This is a genomic window from Stieleria bergensis (genome assembly GCA_007745635.1).
In the GTDB taxonomy this organism is placed as follows: Bacteria; Planctomycetota; Planctomycetia; order Pirellulales; family Pirellulaceae; genus Stieleria; species Stieleria bergensis.
On sequence record CP036272.1, the window covers coordinates 2783124 to 2800164 of the forward strand.

The following is a 17041-nucleotide window of genomic DNA, read 5'->3' on the forward strand; positions in this document are numbered from 1 at the left end:
ATGCGGGGGGCGGCCGGAAACGGCCGTTCCTACCGTGACTGAAGTGGTTGGCAACGCCAACTGCAATGCAGCCACACCGAAACCCTCCCCGGCCGGCCATTGAGATTCGACCCGGTTTCGGGCTCGCCCATCGTCTCAATCATCAGCGGGCCACCACGACATGCCGTCCGGCCCTCTCGGAGGGAAGGGCTATTTGGGGACGCACCGTTGTGGCCCGTCAAAACCGTGGCAAACGTCAATGCGGCGGATGGAGACGGTGGCTGATGGGGTGGTCTTGGCTGCTGGTTTGCTGTTGTAGCGCTTGATCAATGATCGTGATGTAGTGGTCGATCGAGTGATCAGCGAAATGGTCCAACTTGCCTCGCTTTAAACCGCGTACGAAACCATGCCAATGGTCGCGGCGTCGCGCGGTGTCGTCCAAGCGGATGAGCTTGCCTTGACGATTGGCGTAGACTTCGCAGCCCGAATGCCGATAGCCGAGCCAAAGGGGCGGCACCTGAGCAACGATGTCATTGTTGTTGACAAAGCGAAAGTGATTCAGGGGCGCGCTGGCGAGGTAGCGTTTGTTGCCAATTCGTGGGCTGCCGAATGTAAACAGTTCCGCGGGATGGCTGGGGATGTGTGACTCAACGCAGCGGAGGGCGCAGATGGTCGCCATCGCAGCACCCAGTGAGTGACCGCAGAGATACAACTGCTTGGAATTGCGCAGCATCGAGGTTTCAACCAATGGCCACAGGTCGTCGGCTTCGCGCTTGAAGCCGCGATGGACTTTGCCAGCGAGTTCACTGAGCACGGTGCGAACTTTGGCGTCCGCGGCCAGATCATTCCACTGTTTGGGTTCGGTGCCACGAAAGGCAATGACACAGTTCACTGCGTTCTGAAAACGGTACGCTTGAGCCCCGTCACGATCAAAGAACAGAGTGTCACCGAAGCCCAGTTCCCGTGCTTGCAGCCCGGCCTGCGCGGGTGGTGAATAGGCGATCTTGGAAAGCTTGGCGAACAACAGGGCGCGTTCTAGGAAACTCAGCCTGTCAATCGCGGGGGAATCCTTCACGGGCTTGCCACGACTGGGGCCGCGAGGGTTGGGAATGCCACCACTGGGGCTGCCCGTGCGAGAATGAAGCGTCGGAGTCATGTTCCATCTGCCAAGAGCGACGAAAAGCGGCATCAATGCCGAGGTCTAATCAGTCAGTTTAGCGAATGACAGCCACCGCCGCGATTGCAGAAATTTCAACGCAGAGAAGGCGGGAAAGTGAGCTGATAAGCGTCGCGTTAGCCGTTGAAGAGCGCGCCAAAACATCCAGCGTTGGCGTGATCGTTCGCCGAGCATGCCGGCCAGAACGGAGTCTCGGCACCACAGCCGAGATCACACCGTTGGAACGGCGATCTCGCTGATGATGTCTTGCAGAATGGTGTCGGCAGTGATTTTCCGCAAGCGACTTTCTGGACGCAAAATGACGCGGTGATTCATGACTGCGGGCAGGATGCGTTTGATGTCATCGGGGGCGACGAAGTTGCGTCCCCGAATTGCTGCCATGGCTTGGCCACAGCGAAAGAGTGCAACGCTCGCGCGGGGACTGCCGCCAAGCGCCAGGTCGCTATGCTGCCTGGTTTGCTGAATGAACTCCAGCATGTACTGTCGCACACTGGGCGCCACATGGATGTGCTTGATCGCTTGCTGGCCGGCAATCAGTTGCTGGGCCGTCGCCACCGGTTGCAAGCGATCGATGGGATGCTGATGCTGTAACATCTCCAGCATCTGCATTTCTTCTTCAAGGTTTGGGTATCCCAGCGAGAAACGCATCAGGAAGCGATCGAGCTGGGCTTCGGGAAGCGGGAACGTGCCTTCGTGATCGACCGGGTTTTGCGTGGCGATGACAAGAAACGGTGGTTTCAGATCATGCGTGGTGCCGTCCACGGTCACGCGGCCTTCTGCCATCGCTTCGAGCAATGAAGCTTGAGTCCGTGGTGTGGCGCGATTGATTTCATCGGCCAGCAGGATTTGCGTGAACACGGGTCCGGGGCGAAATTCAAACTCGGACTTCTTCTGGTTAAAAATCGATGTGCCGGTGACATCGCTGGGCAGTAAATCGGGCGTGCACTGCACACGTTTGAAATCGCAGCCGACGCTACTGGCCAAGGCTCGTGCCAGCATGGTTTTGGCGACCCCGGGAACGTCTTCCAGAAGCACATGACCACCGCTTAGCCAGGCGACCAATGAAAGCACCAGTTGCTTGCGTTTTCCCACGATGGCATGTTCTACATTGCCAATGATTCGTTTGGAGAGTTCAGCAACCAACGCAGTCCCTTCCGCTGCGTTCCCATTGCCGGCTGGATCGGGTGGCATGGCGTCTTGATTTGCGACGGGTGGAGCTTCGGTCATGAGGTGCGTCAATGAGGGGAGAACGACAAGAACGAACTGGCGACAAGAGCAAACGGGTTCAACGGGCAGCGAAACCAAGCCTTGGCGTGGTCCGTCTGGAGCGATTCGATGCGATCGGCAGTCGCCACAACGGAACGAGGGAGCCGCCGGTCCCAGCGCTGGCAGTGCAGCGCTGGCAGTGCAGCGCTGGCAGTGCAGCGCTGGCAGTGCAGCGCTGGCAGTGCAGCGCTGGCAGTGCAGCGCTGGCAGTGCAGCGCTGGCAGTGCAGCGCTGGTAGTGCAGCGCTGGTAGTGCAGCGCTGGTAGTGCAGCGCTGGTAGTGCAGCGCTGGTAGTGCAGCGCTGGTAGTGCAGCGCTGGTAGTGCAGCGCTGGTAGTCCTGTGTGGGCAGCACATTGTAGGCAGCACAGTGTAGGCAGTCCTGTGCGGGATGGTTTCGGCCATCAAGCGAAGCCAGTGTAACTGATTCTGTTCGAACAGTCAGTTGTTTAGCAAAAAGCACCGCGTGCTCGGATTTCCCGGAATTCATCGCTGCTCATGCGTTAAGCAATCGCTCAGCAGCCAATAATTCAGCAGGCAATGCTTGATAGACCCTTTGGAAAGGCTCTCTGGTTCGATTAGCTTATGATGCTGTCCAGCGGTCCAGAGAGCGACCTTTGGCGAATGCTTGGCTGACTCTGTCCTGTTCGATCCCCGTTGTCGTCCGTTTTTAGTGTTTTAGCCGCCGGTTTTGGCAGCGTACTCGATGAAAATTTCCACCATCCCCAGCTTGTACAGAAACCTGCGACGCTGGCGTGAGATCTTGGCCGTCTTGCGTCGCTATGGGCTGGCGGACTGGTTGAGTCACTATGACCGCGTTCCGTTTCGTCGTTGGTTCAAAGATCAGGGTGGTCATCCGTTAGCTGAATACACTCGTGAGACGCGAGTCAGGCTGGCCCTGACCGAACTGGGACCGACCTTCATCAAGCTCGGCCAGGTCTTGGCCGGTCGCCCTGATTTGGTAGGGGTTGCATTAAGTGAAGAGCTAAAGCGTTTGCGGGTGGACGTGCAACCGGACACCATCGAGCAAGTGCGTCAGACGCTGGCCGGTGAATTGGGTGACGACTACGAGCAGCACTTTCAATTCATTGATCCTGAGCCATTAGCCACAGCATCGATCGGGCAAGTGCATCGCGCGACGTTGAATGATGGAACAGCGGTGGTGATCAAAGTGCAACGCCACGGGATTGAGCGGACGGTGCAGCAGGATATCGAAGTCCTGGGGGGACTGGCCGTGCTGGCAGAGCGTGTGGATGTGATGGCCGCGTGGCGACCGACGGACGTGGTTCGGCAGTTGGCTCCGATCATTCATCGTGAACTTGACTTTGAACGTGAACGCCAGTCTTTGGAGTTCTTCTCCGGTTGGATGCAGCAGCATTCCGAAGTCGTCGTGGTGCCCCAGCCATTGAGTGACTTGTGCACCAAACGGATTTTGGTGATGGAGGAGTTGCGCGGTCGATCCCTAGCTTCCTGTCTGGCCCAAAAGTCGCCAGCTAAAAAGACACCCACGGATGAGTCAACGTCTAACGAGTCGCCAGCTAACGAGTCGCCGACCTTTGAATTCGATCAGGGTTTGTCGGAGCAACAGCGCGAGCAGATTGCAGAACAGATTGCCAGCGTTTACGTGTCCATGATTTTCGATGAAGGCGTCTATCAAGCTGATCCCCACACGGGCAATTTGATCCTGATGGAGGATGGGCGCTTGGGGATTCTGGATTTCGGGATGAGTGGGCGTCTGGATGAGAACTTGCGCGAAACCATCGAGTCCATGGTGATCGCAATCAGCGAAGCAGACCAATCCAGATTGACGCGTTTGATTCAACGCGTCGGCGAGACTCCGGCCCAGTTGGATCAGTCTGCGCTGGCCAACGATGTCGCTGACTTTGTGGCTACTTACGGGCAGCAATCTCTGGATCGCTTCGATCTTGCCGGAGCGTTGACTGCCTTGACGGAACTGTTGCATTACCACTCGATCAAACTGCCCAATCAGTCCGCGCTGTTGTTAAAAACGTTGATCTCCTTGGAAGGCACCATGAGCGAGCTGGGGGCTAGTTTTGATTCCCTGCAAGTGATCCAGGAGATGGCCCGCAAGTCAGCCTTGCGGCGGATGAGCCCTCGACGCCGCTTTCGACAAGTGCGACGAATCTATCTGGAAGCAGAAGAGTTCCTGGCGACGGCGCCAGCCGAAGTGGTCTCTTTGTTGCAAATGGTGCGTCGCGGTGAAACCAGCATTCACTTGGAACACAAACGTCTCAGTCCATCGATTAACCGATTGGTGTTGGGGATGATGGCCAGCGCGGTCTTCATGGGATCGGCCTTGATGCTTGCACGAGACGTGAAACCGCTGATGCATCTCAGGGTGTTGTCGTTTGATTCGGGGCCAATGAGCATGCTGGGTTTGTTTGGCGTCGTTGGCAGCATGTCCGTGATGGTGTGGTTGTTGATCGCGATTGCCAAGAGCGGGCATCTGACACGCGACAACGAGGATTGAACCGAGTTTGCGTCTTGGCTGCGTTACCAGAACTGACGCATGGGTTCTGGCCGAGCGCGAGCCCAGGTTAGCGGACCATTAGACTAGCGAGCGACTCTGGTAAACGAAGTTCAGGATCTCTGCGACGGCTTGATACAAGTCGTAGGGGATCGGCTGGTTGAGTTCAACATGTGCGTGTAAGAATCGAGCGATGGGTTTGCGCTGCACCACAGCGACGCGATTCTCTTTCGCGATTTCGATGATCTTCTGGGCTAGATGGTCCGCTCCCTTGGCAACCACGATGGGTGCATCCATGTTTTCGGGGTCAAACTTCAAGGCAACTGCAAAGTGAGTCGGGTTGGTGATCACAACGGAAGCTTCTGGAACTTTGCTGAGCATGCGTTGGCGTCCCATTTCCGCTTGAATCTGCTTGATCCGAGCACGAATCAGCGGGTCACCTTCGGTCGATTTGTTTTCGTCTTTCAAGTCGCGACGACTCATTCGCATGTCTTGAAGGTGTTTCCATTTTTGAAAACCCAAGTCGATCAAACCGGTCACGCCCATGGTTCCAGCAATCGCCAGCGAGCAATAGAGAACCATCGTGGCAAGAAAAGAAAACAACTGCGAGATGCTGCCGAGGCCGCTGTTGAGAATATTGTTGATTTGGTTGTAGCTCACGACCAGTGCGACCACAATGATCAACGTTGCCTTGGCAATCGATAAGGCTCCACGCACAACGCTGCGGCTGGAAAAGATGCGTTTGAATCCCTCCACAGGACTCAACTTGTCGGTGCGGATTTCCAGCGGTTTGGTGCTGAAGTTAAAGTTGGTCTGCAGCAATCCGCTGGCGGTGGCGGCTATAAACACCGGGATCAGCAATCCCAATACTGCGCCACCGACACGCAGGGTCTCTGCGGAGAGCAACTGGATCAGCATGGTCGGTGATTCGATTGGCAGCTCAAACCAGGTCAGGCGATCGGCGATGCTATTGCGAAGGGTGCCAAAGAACCAGGAGCCGGACAGCCAGAAAAACAGCACGCAGGTCAGGACGATCACGCCGCCCAGGACTTCAGAGCTGTAACCGATCTGGCCCTCCTCGCGTGCCTTACGCAAACGCTGAGGAGTGGCCTGTTCGGTTTTCTGATCTTGTTCCTGCGATTGATTCTCAGCCACTGTTTTATCCCATCATTGACGAAAGCAGGGATTCGACTTCTTCTTTAGCGCGATACATGTAGTGTTCCAACGCAGCAAAGATTATCGGGCTAAACAGGCACAGCAGCAGGGCTCCCAAACCGACTCGCAGGGGCATTCCAATCGAGAACAAGTTCAGCGAAGGCGCAGCACGAATCAAGAAGGTCAAGATGACCGTGACCAGCATCAACAGAACTAAGATGGGGGCGATGATCAGCAATCCCCAGTCGGTGCAGGCGGCGTAGGCTTGCACCCAGCCTTCGGTGGGCAGTTCCATGAGTCCAACATGTGTCATCACTCGCTTGAACGACAGGTCGATGACCAGCAACATGAAGTGGTGTAAGTTCAAGGCAAAGAACAGCAGCACGCTGAACGATTCAAAGATGCGACTGACCAGAGTCGACGAATCTTGACTGTTGGGGTCACTGATGGAAGCCAGCGACAAGCCAATTTCTTGGGCAACGTATGCACCGGCAATTTTTGCAGGCCAAAAGAACAGCCCCATCAGCATCGCCAGCAGGAATCCAATGAACATCTGTTCAATGACCAGCAACGTAAAGTGCGGGCCACTGATATTCGGCAGGTCGATGGAGTTCAGTTCGGTGACCGCAGCGGGAGTCCAGAAAAGGGACAGCGCAGTCGCCAAGCCGAGCTTGACAAGGTTAGGGAGCTGCCGTCGAGCAAACAGCGGAAACAGGGCCACCAGGACCGAGACGCGAGCCAGGACGAGCAGGAACCCAATGACTTCTGCGGTCATCGAATCAACTCAATCATCCGAGTGAAGATTAACGTTGTGTAGCTTTGCAACGTCGTCAGATACCAGTTGGCCATGAAGATCAACAGCAGCACCACGGAAATGATCCGCGGGGCAAAGGAGAGCGTTTGTTCCTGAATGCTGGTCACGGTCTGGCCGATACTGATCACCAGACCGACGATCAAACTGATCGCAACCACAGGGGCTGTGAGAAGCAGCGCCATGGAGAAAAATTCGCGTCCCATCAGGACGATGTCTTCGATGTCCATCCTTGGACTTCCGTGAGTTTAAGTGTGGGGAGGGGAGGCAACGGAGTGGCGCTGTCGCGCTTGGGGGAGCATTGAGCACGGTCGTTGATTGGGGCAAACGAGCGTGACTCGGTCTTCAATCGGTGTTAGTTGTAGCCCTGTCGGCGGATCGCTGCGTCCATCAATTCTTGGGCAAGCGTTTTGTCTAACCGAGCCAAGATGTCCGCCATGTCGCGGGATTCCATTTGGCTAAGTGCCTGAGCGGCTAATTCAAGCCGCCCTGAATTCGCCATGGATTCAATGATCCCGGCAGCTTGCTGGGGTTCCATTTTGCCAAGGAATTTCAAGACGACATCGGTGGCGTCTTCTTCGGATGGGTTCGTCGTCGGATTGTTTGCCGCAGATCGTGGGTTCGCTGGGGCGGTGGCTTGTTGCCCCGCTGCCGTCATGGATTCGGCCATTTGAGTCAGCGTGGCGATGCGAGCGTCAATGCCTTCGGAGAGGGCTTTCATTTCATCTTGTTCACGCTGCATGTCATCACGCATCATTTTGATCCGGATCTCCTCTTTCTTGAGCTTGCGTTCACGCTCGACCAGCTCCTGTTCCATGCGTTTGATCGAGTCGCTCATCTGCATCACGGCTTCGATGGAGACACCCGATTCGGGGCGAAACGCGACGGGCACGCGCTCATTGGATCCGCCTGCTTGCGCGTCAGGACGATTGGCAGTGTTGGTTTCCGCGCCGGTGTCGGCCACGGGATCCTGGTTGGCATCGGGATCATTCATCAGATAATGCGTTGTGCCAGCCGACAAGCCAAAGATCACAACACAGGTGACGATTGCTGCGATGATGGTTTTCATTGGTTTAGTTCCTTGCGTAATCCTTCATGGCGTTTTCGTCTGCGATCAGCATTTGTTGGTTCTCAAATTCTGCCTTGATCATTTCTTGAATCCGTTCTGCAAGGCGTTCCAAGCTTTTGATACGCGTCTGTTTCTTACTGATGCGATCGGCTGCTTGTCGACGTTGTTTGTCGTTCAGTTGAATTTCGTTATCCAGGCTCTGGATGGTTTCGGAAGTTCGCTCCAGCCAGACGAGGATGTTTTGTTGGGAGGTGACGCTCTGAGCGTGGGACGTTTCCAGTTGTTTGTCGCGGGTTGTAATCAGTTGTTTCTGTTTTGATTGCAGTTGCAGCAACGTGTTTTCGATTTTGGCGAGTTCGCCCAGCAAGGCCAGCAACCGGTTCTGTTCAATGTCTCGGATGCGGCAGATTCGTTGATGTCGCTTGCGATGCTCTTTCATGGTCGTCGTGGTGGTTCATGTTCCAGCGGGATGAAGATCAGAGCGGCTTGGTGATCATTTGTTGTAGACGCTGTAGTTCGTTCATCGTTGACTGAAAGTCGCTTGGTGAGTTCATTGCTTGACGGAGGAATCGGTTCAGTTCGGGGTGGATCGCGATGGCGCGATCGGTCTCCGGTAGGTTGCCCTTTTGGTAGGCACCAATCTGTAGCAGGTCTTCGATTTCGCTGTAATTGGCTAACGCGCGACGAATATTGGAGGCGGCGGCCTGATGTTCGTTGGAGGTGACTTCTTGGAACAGGCGGCTGGCACTGTTCAAGACATTCACGGCTGGGAAATGTCCTTGGTGTGCGAGCTTTCGGTCCAGAATGATGTGCCCGTCCAGGATCGCCCGAGCGGCATCTGAGACCGGTTCGTTCATGTCGTCGCCGTCGACAAGGATCGTCAAAAGGCCGGTGATGACTCCGGCGTCATTGGTGCCCAGTTGTTCTAACAATTGTGCCATCTTGGCGAAGACGCTGGGTGTATAACCGCGCGCAGTGGGCGGTTCGCCCAGCAGTAGCCCCAATTCGCGTTGGGCATGCGCTAGACGTGTCAGGCTATCGAGCATGAACAACACATTCTTTTGTTGATCACGGAACCAGCTGGCAATCGCAACCGCGGTTTCACTGGCCCGCACGCGCGCCAGTGGCGTCTGGTCGGACGTGGAAACAACGACAACGCTGCGCGCCAAACCCTGTGGTCCGAGTGTGTCTTCGATCAGCGGGCGGAGCTCTCGGCCGCGTTCACCGATCATGGCGACGACATTGACATCGCAAACGGCATACTTCGCAATTTCACCCAACAGGGTACTCTTGCCGACTCCGCTGCCCGCAAACAGACCGACGCGTTGTCCCTGGCCGAGGGTCAGCATGCCGTCAATCGAGCGAACGCCGGTGACAAAGGGCTTGCGGATCATCGGACGCTGCAACGGGTGCGGCGTTTTGAAAACAAGGTTCACGGAGTTTTCAATTTGCAAGGGTCCCTTGGAGTCGATGGGGCGACCCAAGGCGTCGACGACTCGGCCTAGCATTCCCCAGCCGGCAGGAACGCGAATGCGATTGCCGGTGGCAACCACGACGTTTCCGCGCTGGAAATCGACTCCAGTCTGATAGGGCATCAGTTGGGCCTTGTCATCGGTAAAGCCGATGACCTCTGCGAGCACCTTTTGGTTACGGGCGGCATAGACCTCCACCAGCTCACCGAGACGTGCATCGATGGTCGCACACATTGTGCCTTCGACGCTTTGCAGGCGTCCCGTACGACGTAGCCACGGCGGTGGCTCGTGCGAATTGGTTGCTGGGATCTCAGTACTCCAACCTGTTGTTAACTCGTGATCGATGGTGCTCATGATGTCTGGTTCTCCGCCTTAGGAACGAGCGTTCTGACGGACGATTCCAGCAGTGCATCCAGAGAGGCGAGGAAGCCTTTGTCTCCCGATTCAATGCGACAGTCCCCTGGTAGCAGCGAGGGGTCCGGTTGGATCGCGACATGTTGATGAGATGAATCCGCCAGTGCTTCATGAATGGCGGGAATGCAAACTGGATGCACAAACAGAGTTGCCAGCGTGGTGTCTTCGCATTCTTTGAGCAAGACTTGTGCAAAGTGCTGAACGCGTTCGGTGATTAAGTCATCGTCGCTTTCCAGGGTTTGGCGAGCCAGGCCAACGGCCAAGGAGACCGCGCGATCTTCGAGGCCCTGGATTGCATGATTGATCATTGAGTCAATCTCGCCCAGTTTCTTGATCAATGCTGGCTCGAGCGAAAGCTGTTTGGGTGGCTCGGGTTGCAATGTTTCCGTGGTGGTCGTTGAGAGGCTGGCGGCAAGTTCTGTTGGGCTGGCTTGTCGAGTGGCCAGCGGTTCTTTGGCAGCGGAGGCATCTTCGTGCAAGTTGTCCCAGTCGTTGGCTTCGTTATCCTGCCAGCTGGCAGTGACTTCAGCGGGCAGTGGCGAGGCGCTCAGTTCATGCAGCTTCACCGGGGTTGGAGCACCATCTGACGGACCGGTATTTGCCGGCTGCGCATCACGATCCGGATCGATCAATTCGCCGTCTTGAACGGTGATCGCGAGAGGAGCTTCGGTGAAGGTGATGGTAAACTCCAGCATGTTAATCCAGTCGCACCTCTCCGGATTCGGCAAGGTTGGCCAGCACGGTCACCAAGGCGGACTGAGCTTCGTCGATCTCGTCCTCGGAGGCATCGGTTTTGAACTCCATTTCTTCCTGCAGTGTTTCCTTGGCTCGGCGTGACATGTTGGCGAGCACGAACTCCAGCATCTCCTCGCTGGCTTTTTGCAGGGCACAGACCAAGGTGTCGGTTTGGCACTGTCCCAGTAGTTTTTGCAGGTCGCGATTGCCGAGCTTTTCAATGTCCTCGAAACGGTACAGTTTGCGGCGGACAGCTTCGGCTAACGCAGCGTCACGTTCGCCGAGTTCATCCAGCATCGGCTTGCGAAGTTTCCGAGGCAGAGAACGCACCAGGTTCGACATTTGATCGGTAGCGTCTTTGTCGTGGTCGCGTTGCTCGACCGCCATGGCCATTTCCAGCGTCTTACGGAGCACGCGTTCTTGTACCAACGATTTGGCTGTGCAGGGCGTGGCGAGTTCCATGAACACGCTCGGCCGCTTCAGTTCGGGAAGAAACTCCAGCGTCTTGGCCGCGTGTTCGTCGGCAAGGCGACGCAATACAATCGCGGCGGTGATCGGTGATTCGTGACGCAGTGCGCGAGCAACCTGATAGGGGTGCATCTGATTCAAGTCAGTGACCACATCGCCGACAAGCTCTGGGGATTCAAAGCGTTTCAGTTGCACATGTTCCATCTCAAACGCTTCTTCGGTGCCATGCATCAGGCGCAGCGTGTGAGGTTGTTCTTCTTCTTCGGCATCTGCCTCCTGTTCAGCGTTGTCCAGGGCCATCCGAAAGAACAGCGAGAAGTCGTCCAGAACTAGATCCACTTCTTCGCTGGTCGGTGGATAGCTCTGGAAGTCCTCCAGCGCGCTTTCGAGTTGGTCTAAAGCGTCACCGTTGACGCCTTGGCGGGCCAAGTCGGTGGCTTCATCACCCATCAGGTTCAGTAGCAGTGCAAGTCGTTCAGGTCGTGTAAGCATGGTTGAATCCAATGTCTCCTGTGGCGCGGTTAAGCTGCCTTACTGGGTGGATTGGAATCAACGGTGGCGTATTCGTCGCTATGCGACCAAGAGCGAACCATTTGGGTAAACACTTCAGGGTTTTGATTGATCAGTCGAGAGAGTTCTTCGACACTTTCCCGACGATTGCGTTCGAGCAGCAATTGGTCGTCGCCACTGGATGGGGACGTTCTTGGAGCGTACTTGCGAAGCAACATCAGCCCCAGGAAGAACGCCAGTGTGGCGGCGATCGCGAGCGAAGCTTTCTCGATGATGGACGTGATTCGTGACCAGTCAAACGGGACCACGGTGGCGGTGTCGATGGCAAAGGCCGGAGCTGCGAACGGCTGGAAATCGACCGTGATGCCATCGGTCATGTCTCGAAAGCCGATGGCGTTTTTGACAATGTTGCCAATTTTGGTTTCCAGTTCAGGGGAGACTCCGCCTGTGCTGGCAATCCAGTCGGCGTCGGAGTTGACGACCACACTGACGGTCATCTGTTCCCGTACGGGAGTGACCGAGGTGTTGGTCTCTTTGACTTCGCCGTTAAGGTATTCGGTGTCAATGGTCTCTTCTTCATGAGAGAGCGTGAATGGATCGTTCTCGGGATCATTGGGCGTGATGTTGGAAGCCACTCCCGCAGCGCCCAGCGGCAACTGGTCCGCATTGGTCTTTTTGATCTCGGTGATGTTTTCTGATTTGCGAACCGATTGCTTTGGATCGTAGGTCGTCGAGGTGACGGTTTGTTGGTCAAAGCTAACGTCCAAGTTGACCTCCACGCTGGCGTTGCCATAGCCGACAAAACGGGTCAATTGATCCAAGGCTTTGTTGGACAGACGCTCTTCGAGTGCAGAGATGTAGGTCATTTGATCGCTGACGGCGTTCAGGCCTTCATCACCGGTTTGATAGGTGTATCCATTGCGGTCGGTGATCTTGACGTGGCTTTCCGTCAGTCCTTCGACGGCGTAGGCGACCAAGGAGGCAATGGAGTCCGCTTGGTGCTGGTTGAGCTTTTGGCCATAGACAAGCGTCAGCATCACGCTGGCCGAGGGCTCTTCGGTTTCACGTTCGAAGGCGCCTCGCTCTGGCACACTTAAGTGGACGACGGCTTTGTCGACAACCTCAATGTTTTCGATCGTTTGAGCCAAATTGATCTCGTCGATCCGGCGGGCATGTTCGCGGCGTTCGCGAGGCGTTCCGAAGAGGCCGCCCATTGGCATCTCTTGGACTTGAGGTTTGCCGGAGACCCCTGCACGCCGCGCTGCAATGCTGGCTTGAGCATAATCCTTTTGCGTGACCAGCAAGTTGCCACCTGCACCGGACAGTTGGTAATCGATGCCCTGGCTATCGAGTGAATCAATCACACGATCGATCTTGTCGGCTTCTGCCTGGCTAACGAGGATCACGTAGTCGGGCTGTAGCGACCAGTAACCGACGCCACCAATGCCAAGGATGCACAGCACCGATAACAGTGCCATGCCGAATCGTGCCGTGGGCGAGCTGTCGCGCCACAGATTTAGCAATGCGTCTATGTAGGGTTGTATCGTGTTCACGGTTCATCAACGGAGGTTGATTTCGCTGGAGGCGAAAACAGGTGGAGGTGGGGAGGCGTTGTTTGCCGTTCACACCGGTGCGTTGACCGTGTGTCAACACTCCAAGGCATGATTCCATTTGCAACAGAGGCAGTCGTGGTTCAGTTAGAACTGCATTCGTAACAGTTCGTTATAGGATTCCATCATTTGATTGCGCACTTCCATGAACATCTGGAAGGACATTTCTGCCTTGACGGTTTGCATCACCACGGCCTGGACATCATTGGTCTTGCCGCTGACCACGTCATTGATCGCGTTCTGCGCTGAATGTTGATCTTGATTGATCGAGTTGAACACATCCATGAAGGCATTTTGCGGTGCCGAGCTTCCCTCAGTGCTGATGCCACCGGTTGCCGGGTTGGCAGCGATGTTTTGAGTGGAGGTGGCGTTGTAAAGTGATCCCGTGACGGACTTGGAAGTCCCCATCGAGATGCTACCCATTGCGGCGTTGATCGACGACATTAGCGGCCTCCTTGTAGTAACGAGAGAGTTTGTTCAACCATTTCCTTGAACGCCGAGATGGCGCGTGTGTTGGCTTCATAAGCACGAGTGGCCGTGATCATGTCAACCATTTCGTCCGGGATTCGAACGTTGGTGAGCTTCACAAAGCCGTCGGCATCCGCATGCGGGTGACCCGGCTGATAGATCGTCGGGAATTCAGTGGGGTCACTTTGGACGCCCATGACCTTCACCCCAAGCATTTCTTCGTTGTCACTGGAGCCGAATAGCGGGTCGGCGAGTGAAGAAAACACGACTGCCTGACGTCGATAGGGTTCGCCGTTTTCGGTCATGGTGGTGTTGGCATTGGCGATGTTATTCGCCGTCACCTCCATCCGAAAACGTTCAGCGGACAGGCCGCTTGCCGCGATATCGATTGCCGGAAAGTTGATCATTTGCCCCAGTTCCCTGTTTGTCAGTTGTCTGACGTTCAGTCGTTGTTTGGTCGATAAGCCAAAATCAAACGCCCCGTTTGATCCTGGCTGTCAGTGCTTGTCTGCTCGTTATCCTGAAATGGCCCGCTGCATGGTGGACAGTCGCGAGGCCATCAACTTTGCAAACACTTGATAAGCGATTGCATTTTTGTTGAGAGCTGCGACTTCCTTTTCCATGTTGACGTTGTTGCCGTCAACGCGCTCCTTCAGTCCTGTCATCTTTTCAATAGGCAAATTGTCGGGGTCCTGTCTAGCCGAGTCGGTGGACCGTAGTTGTTTCATTGCCGCCTGAAAGTCCAGACGTTGGGTGTGATAGCCCGGCGTATTGACGTTGGCGATGTTTTGGCTCAGGACACGATGTGTCATCTCCGACGCTCGCAGAGCATCACCGAGATATCCGATTTGGTAATCTATTCCGTTCATACCGCTTATTTCGGCGATCGTGCACCTTGGGGTTCACTACGCCTCTGGCAATGTCAAAAGAAAGCCTCGAATGATGTGGTTTAGTGCTGTCTGTTTTCCCTCTTTCAATGAATACCGATCGGTTCTGATTAACTCGCTCAAGGTACCGGTTGGTTTGTAACCTACGAATCATGCAGTGCCTCACGCAACGGATACGACATGTGTTTCCTGGTCGCGTGAGGGTGAACGGACATGTCAGCCAAGCACGTTGTGACTTGGCATGAATTGACGTGGAATCGTACGTAGATTTGGAATCGTTGGGGGCAGTCGGGTTTCATGGATATCGCAACCATCATCGGTTTGGTTCTCGGTTTTGGCTTGATCTTGATCGCCATCCTCTTGGGTGGCGCAGGGCTTGAACCCTTTATTGATACAGCCAGTGTGATGATCGTCGTCGGGGGTGTGATTGCAGCGGCGTTGATCAACTTCCCCCTGCGGAATGTTTTGGGGACAGCGACCGTCGTCATGAAGTGCTTCCTCTTCAAGCTGCCCGATTCCATCGAAACCATTCGTCAGTTCAAGCACTTTGCCGAAGTGATTCGTAAAGATGGACTGTTAGCACTTGAGGATGAAGCCTCAGAGTTACCCGATGACTTTATGCGGCGAGGACTGGAAGCCCTCATCAGTGGCGTTCCGGCGGAGGATGTCTCGCGCTCGCTGGAAATCGAGCTGGCGTATCTCGAACAGCGACACCTTGTGGGCAAGAAAATGATGGACTCGGCCGGTGCGTCGGCTCCGGCCTTTGGAATGATTGGAACGCTGATCGGTCTGGTGCAAATGTTGCGGGCATTGGATGACCCCAGCAAGATTGGTGGCGGGATGGCGACGGCTCTGTTAACAACGCTCTATGGTGCGTTGATCGCGAACGTGGTTTGTATTCCGCTGGCCGGCAAGCTGGAGACTCGCAACGCCGAGGAAGGCCTGCTGCGAGAAATGATGATTCGCGGCATCGGCTTGCTGGGCGAAGGCGAAAGCCCTCGCGTGGTCGAGGAAAAGCTGATGGCGTTTATCTCGCCGAAGTCACGCAAGGCTCTCCAGCTGAAGGCCGCCTAACATGCCCGCAGAAAAAGAAGAAGAAGTCACCGATGACGTCCCAGCGTGGTTCATGACCTTCAGTGACGTGATCACGTTGCTGATGACGTTCTTTATTTTGCTGCTGACGTTTTCTACGACCGAACCGGAACGCTTTGAACAGATCACCGCAAGCGTGTTCGGCTCGGATGGCTCCACCGGTCACATCGGTACTGAACAACTGATGATGGACCGGGATTCATGGAGCACTCGCGTGCGTCCTCGAGCCGCACGGATTGCGATCCAGGGCAGCGAAATGCCGCCGATCGTGAAAGAATACGCCGGTGGCCCCAGCGGTGAGGGCATCGCGGGACCTTCCGAAGAGGCCGAGAAGAAGGACGTCGTGAAGACCTATTCTTTCGAGCTGCCAATCGATCGCTTGATCAACCAAAACTTGCAGCCCACACGCAAGGGCATTCAAGCCTTGTCGAGTTTGGCGAAACAACTCGATTCGTTGGAACTGCATTGTGCGCTGGAAGTGTCCGACAAGACCGGCTCCGGCAAAGTCAGTGCGCTGGCAGATTATTTGTATCACAACCTGAATGTGCGACCCGGTCAGGTTGGCATTGGGTTCGTCCCAGATGTAAATTCTGGTTCGCTTCGCATCGTGTTTGAAAAATACGAGCCGCAACGATGAGCAAACCCAAGAAACGTAAAGGTAGTCCGCCAAGCCGCGCGTACTTGATCTCCTTTGGAGATACCATGACGGCCCTGCTGGCGTTCTTTATCGCGCTTAACTCGCTGGCTCATGAACAAACCGGCGCACACCTCTACTCCGGTACCGGTGCCTTCATTCGAGCGTTTTCATCCGCAGGCCATGTGGGGCCGTTTCAATCCAGACGATCCAAGCGAGTCATTGCGCAGAATGAACGCGCGCCGCTGTATGCTTTGTCGGAGAACTTGGATAAAAATCAAGGCAAAGTCGGCCCAGACGAAAAGGGCAAGAACGAGCGCGTGCTGGATCGTGAGAAGGAGCAGTTTCAAAACTTCTTGCATCAATTGGAGCAGGAGGTCGACTTGAAAACCTTGCCACAACTCTCCGATCAAGTCGTGATCGACTCGTTTGAACGACCTGACAGCGAGACAGGCAAGCTAAGTTCGCATGCTTCGCAGTTGATCTCCGACGCCATCACGCGACTGCGACAGCCCAATACCACCATGGAGGTCATTTTATGGGCTAACATGCCAGCGGCCATCAGTTTGAACAAAAAAATGGACGAACTGAAACGGGTGCGGCAGGAGGTCGAGTCGGCATATTGGATGAACGCCAAACAGCGAGCGCGAGTCAAGTATCGCGTCAAGCCGTGGTTGTTTGCAGACGCCAAACGACCCTATCTATCCGTCGTGATTGGCAAAGAAGGCAAATAGAATCGAGGAATCGAGGAATCGAGGAATCGAGGAATCGAGGAATCGAGGAATCGAGGAATCGAGGAATCGAGGAA

19 protein-coding genes are annotated in these 17041 nt (G+C 55.3%); 5 read left to right on the forward strand and 14 right to left on the reverse strand.

Annotated features, from left to right (window positions below):
• Positions 1-235: 235 nt before the first annotated feature.
• Positions 236-1135, reverse strand: coding sequence for a lipase family protein (locus SV7mr_RS09585; protein ID WP_419188325.1), 900 nt, complete (start codon positions 1133-1135; stop codon positions 236-238).
• Between the two features lie 231 nt (positions 1136-1366).
• A complete protein-coding gene (locus SV7mr_RS09590; RefSeq protein WP_145271440.1) occupies positions 1367-2383 on the reverse strand; it encodes an AAA family ATPase in 1017 nt (338 codons plus the stop codon).
• Between the two features lie 11 nt (positions 2384-2394).
• Between SV7mr_RS09590 and SV7mr_RS09595 the strand changes: the two genes are divergently transcribed.
• Both SV7mr_RS09595 and SV7mr_RS09600 read left to right on the forward strand, forming a co-directional pair.
• Positions 2395-2688 (forward strand): hypothetical protein, encoded by a 294-nt coding sequence (locus SV7mr_RS09595; RefSeq protein ID WP_145271442.1) that lies wholly within the window; start codon positions 2395-2397, stop codon positions 2686-2688.
• 438 nt (positions 2689-3126) lie between these two features.
• The gene (locus SV7mr_RS09600) at positions 3127-4911 is read left to right on the forward strand and encodes an ABC1 kinase family protein (RefSeq protein ID WP_145271444.1); all 1785 of its coding nucleotides are present in this window, start codon (positions 3127-3129) and stop codon (positions 4909-4911) included.
• A gap of 78 nt (positions 4912-4989) precedes the next feature.
• Here the strand turns inward: SV7mr_RS09600 and flhB are convergent, their stop codons facing one another.
• The 12 genes from flhB to flgB all read right to left on the reverse strand — a co-directional run bounded on the left by flhB (position 4990) and on the right by flgB (position 14489).
• A complete protein-coding gene (flhB, locus tag SV7mr_RS09605; RefSeq protein ID WP_145271446.1) occupies positions 4990-6063 on the reverse strand; it encodes a flagellar biosynthesis protein FlhB in 1074 nt (357 codons plus the stop codon).
• A gap of 4 nt (positions 6064-6067) precedes the next feature.
• A complete protein-coding gene (locus SV7mr_RS09610) occupies positions 6068-6838 on the reverse strand; it encodes a flagellar biosynthetic protein FliR (protein ID WP_145271449.1) in 771 nt (256 codons plus the stop codon).
• Complete coding sequence (locus SV7mr_RS09615) at positions 6835-7104, reverse strand: flagellar biosynthetic protein FliQ (protein ID WP_145271451.1); 270 nt, start codon at positions 7102-7104, stop codon at positions 6835-6837. Before SV7mr_RS09615 ends, SV7mr_RS09610 begins: the two co-directional genes overlap by 4 nt.
• Before the next feature lie 125 nt (positions 7105-7229).
• The gene (locus SV7mr_RS09620; protein ID WP_145271453.1) at positions 7230-7943 is read right to left on the reverse strand and encodes a MotE family protein; all 714 of its coding nucleotides are present in this window, start codon (positions 7941-7943) and stop codon (positions 7230-7232) included.
• A 4-nt stretch (positions 7944-7947) separates the two neighbouring features.
• A complete protein-coding gene (locus tag SV7mr_RS09625) occupies positions 7948-8382 on the reverse strand; it encodes a hypothetical protein (protein WP_145271455.1) in 435 nt (144 codons plus the stop codon).
• 37 nt (positions 8383-8419) lie between these two features.
• A complete protein-coding gene (locus tag SV7mr_RS09630; protein WP_145271457.1) occupies positions 8420-9769 on the reverse strand; it encodes a FliI/YscN family ATPase in 1350 nt (449 codons plus the stop codon).
• Positions 9766-10524, reverse strand: a complete 759-nt coding sequence (locus SV7mr_RS09635) for a FliH/SctL family protein (protein WP_145271459.1) — start codon at positions 10522-10524, stop codon at positions 9766-9768. The genes SV7mr_RS09630 and SV7mr_RS09635 overlap by 4 nt, the downstream gene beginning before the upstream one ends.
• 1 nt (position 10525) lies before the next feature.
• Positions 10526-11524, reverse strand: coding sequence for a FliG C-terminal domain-containing protein (locus tag SV7mr_RS09640; RefSeq protein ID WP_145271461.1), 999 nt, complete (start codon positions 11522-11524; stop codon positions 10526-10528).
• 29 nt (positions 11525-11553) lie between these two features.
• Positions 11554-13020, reverse strand: coding sequence for a flagellar basal-body MS-ring/collar protein FliF (gene fliF / locus SV7mr_RS09645; protein ID WP_419188326.1), 1467 nt, complete (start codon positions 13018-13020; stop codon positions 11554-11556).
• A 219-nt stretch (positions 13021-13239) separates the two neighbouring features.
• Complete coding sequence (gene fliE, locus SV7mr_RS09650) at positions 13240-13596, reverse strand: flagellar hook-basal body complex protein FliE (protein WP_145271465.1); 357 nt, start codon at positions 13594-13596, stop codon at positions 13240-13242.
• The gene (gene flgC, locus SV7mr_RS09655) at positions 13596-14027 is read right to left on the reverse strand and encodes a flagellar basal body rod protein FlgC (RefSeq protein WP_145271466.1); all 432 of its coding nucleotides are present in this window, start codon (positions 14025-14027) and stop codon (positions 13596-13598) included. Before flgC ends, fliE begins: the two co-directional genes overlap by 1 nt.
• 108 nt (positions 14028-14135) lie before the next feature.
• Positions 14136-14489, reverse strand: coding sequence for a flagellar basal body rod protein FlgB (gene flgB, locus SV7mr_RS09660; RefSeq protein WP_145271468.1), 354 nt, complete (start codon positions 14487-14489; stop codon positions 14136-14138).
• Positions 14490-14804: 315 nt separating this feature from the next.
• Between flgB and SV7mr_RS09665 the strand changes: the two genes are divergently transcribed.
• Genes SV7mr_RS09665 through SV7mr_RS09675 form a run of 3 tightly spaced genes read left to right on the forward strand, consistent with a single transcriptional unit; the run spans position 14805 to position 16967 of the window.
• Complete coding sequence (locus SV7mr_RS09665; protein ID WP_145271470.1) at positions 14805-15581, forward strand: motility protein A; 777 nt, start codon at positions 14805-14807, stop codon at positions 15579-15581.
• A gap of 1 nt (position 15582) precedes the next feature.
• On the forward strand, positions 15583-16236 hold the full coding sequence (locus SV7mr_RS09670; RefSeq protein ID WP_145271473.1) for a flagellar motor protein MotB: 654 nt from the start codon (positions 15583-15585) through the stop codon (positions 16234-16236).
• Entirely contained in the window at positions 16233-16967 is a 735-nt protein-coding gene (locus tag SV7mr_RS09675; protein ID WP_145271475.1) for a flagellar motor protein MotB, read from the forward strand. Before SV7mr_RS09670 ends, SV7mr_RS09675 begins: the two co-directional genes overlap by 4 nt.
• The last annotated feature ends 74 nt before the right edge of the window (positions 16968-17041 follow it).

Coding starts and splice junctions, on each gene's coding strand:
- SV7mr_RS09620 (WP_145271453.1), bottom strand. CDS start 7,943: ATGAAAACCATCATCGCAGCAATCGTCACCTGTGTTGTGATCTTTGGC.
- SV7mr_RS09600 (WP_145271444.1), top strand. CDS start 3,127: ATGAAAATTTCCACCATCCCCAGCTTGTACAGAAACCTGCGACGCTGG.
- SV7mr_RS09615 (WP_145271451.1), bottom strand. CDS start 7,104: ATGGACATCGAAGACATCGTCCTGATGGGACGCGAATTTTTCTCCATG.
- SV7mr_RS09670 (WP_145271473.1), top strand. CDS start 15,583: ATGCCCGCAGAAAAAGAAGAAGAAGTCACCGATGACGTCCCAGCGTGG.
- SV7mr_RS09625 (WP_145271455.1), bottom strand. CDS start 8,382: ATGAAAGAGCATCGCAAGCGACATCAACGAATCTGCCGCATCCGAGAC.
- fliF (WP_419188326.1), bottom strand. CDS start 13,020: ATGGCACTGTTATCGGTGCTGTGCATCCTTGGCATTGGTGGCGTCGGT.
- flgB (WP_145271468.1), bottom strand. CDS start 14,489: ATGAACGGAATAGATTACCAAATCGGATATCTCGGTGATGCTCTGCGA.
- SV7mr_RS09610 (WP_145271449.1), bottom strand. CDS start 6,838: ATGACCGCAGAAGTCATTGGGTTCCTGCTCGTCCTGGCTCGCGTCTCG.
- SV7mr_RS09590 (WP_145271440.1), bottom strand. CDS start 2,383: ATGACCGAAGCTCCACCCGTCGCAAATCAAGACGCCATGCCACCCGAT.
- SV7mr_RS09630 (WP_145271457.1), bottom strand. CDS start 9,769: ATGAGCACCATCGATCACGAGTTAACAACAGGTTGGAGTACTGAGATC.
- SV7mr_RS09665 (WP_145271470.1), top strand. CDS start 14,805: ATGGATATCGCAACCATCATCGGTTTGGTTCTCGGTTTTGGCTTGATC.
- SV7mr_RS09595 (WP_145271442.1), top strand. CDS start 2,395: ATGAGGGGAGAACGACAAGAACGAACTGGCGACAAGAGCAAACGGGTT.
- flgC (WP_145271466.1), bottom strand. CDS start 14,027: ATGATCAACTTTCCGGCAATCGATATCGCGGCAAGCGGCCTGTCCGCT.
- fliE (WP_145271465.1), bottom strand. CDS start 13,596: ATGTCGTCGATCAACGCCGCAATGGGTAGCATCTCGATGGGGACTTCC.
- SV7mr_RS09675 (WP_145271475.1), top strand. CDS start 16,233: ATGAGCAAACCCAAGAAACGTAAAGGTAGTCCGCCAAGCCGCGCGTAC.
- SV7mr_RS09585 (WP_419188325.1), bottom strand. CDS start 1,135: ATGACTCCGACGCTTCATTCTCGCACGGGCAGCCCCAGTGGTGGCATT.
- SV7mr_RS09640 (WP_145271461.1), bottom strand. CDS start 11,524: ATGCTTACACGACCTGAACGACTTGCACTGCTACTGAACCTGATGGGT.
- SV7mr_RS09635 (WP_145271459.1), bottom strand. CDS start 10,524: ATGCTGGAGTTTACCATCACCTTCACCGAAGCTCCTCTCGCGATCACC.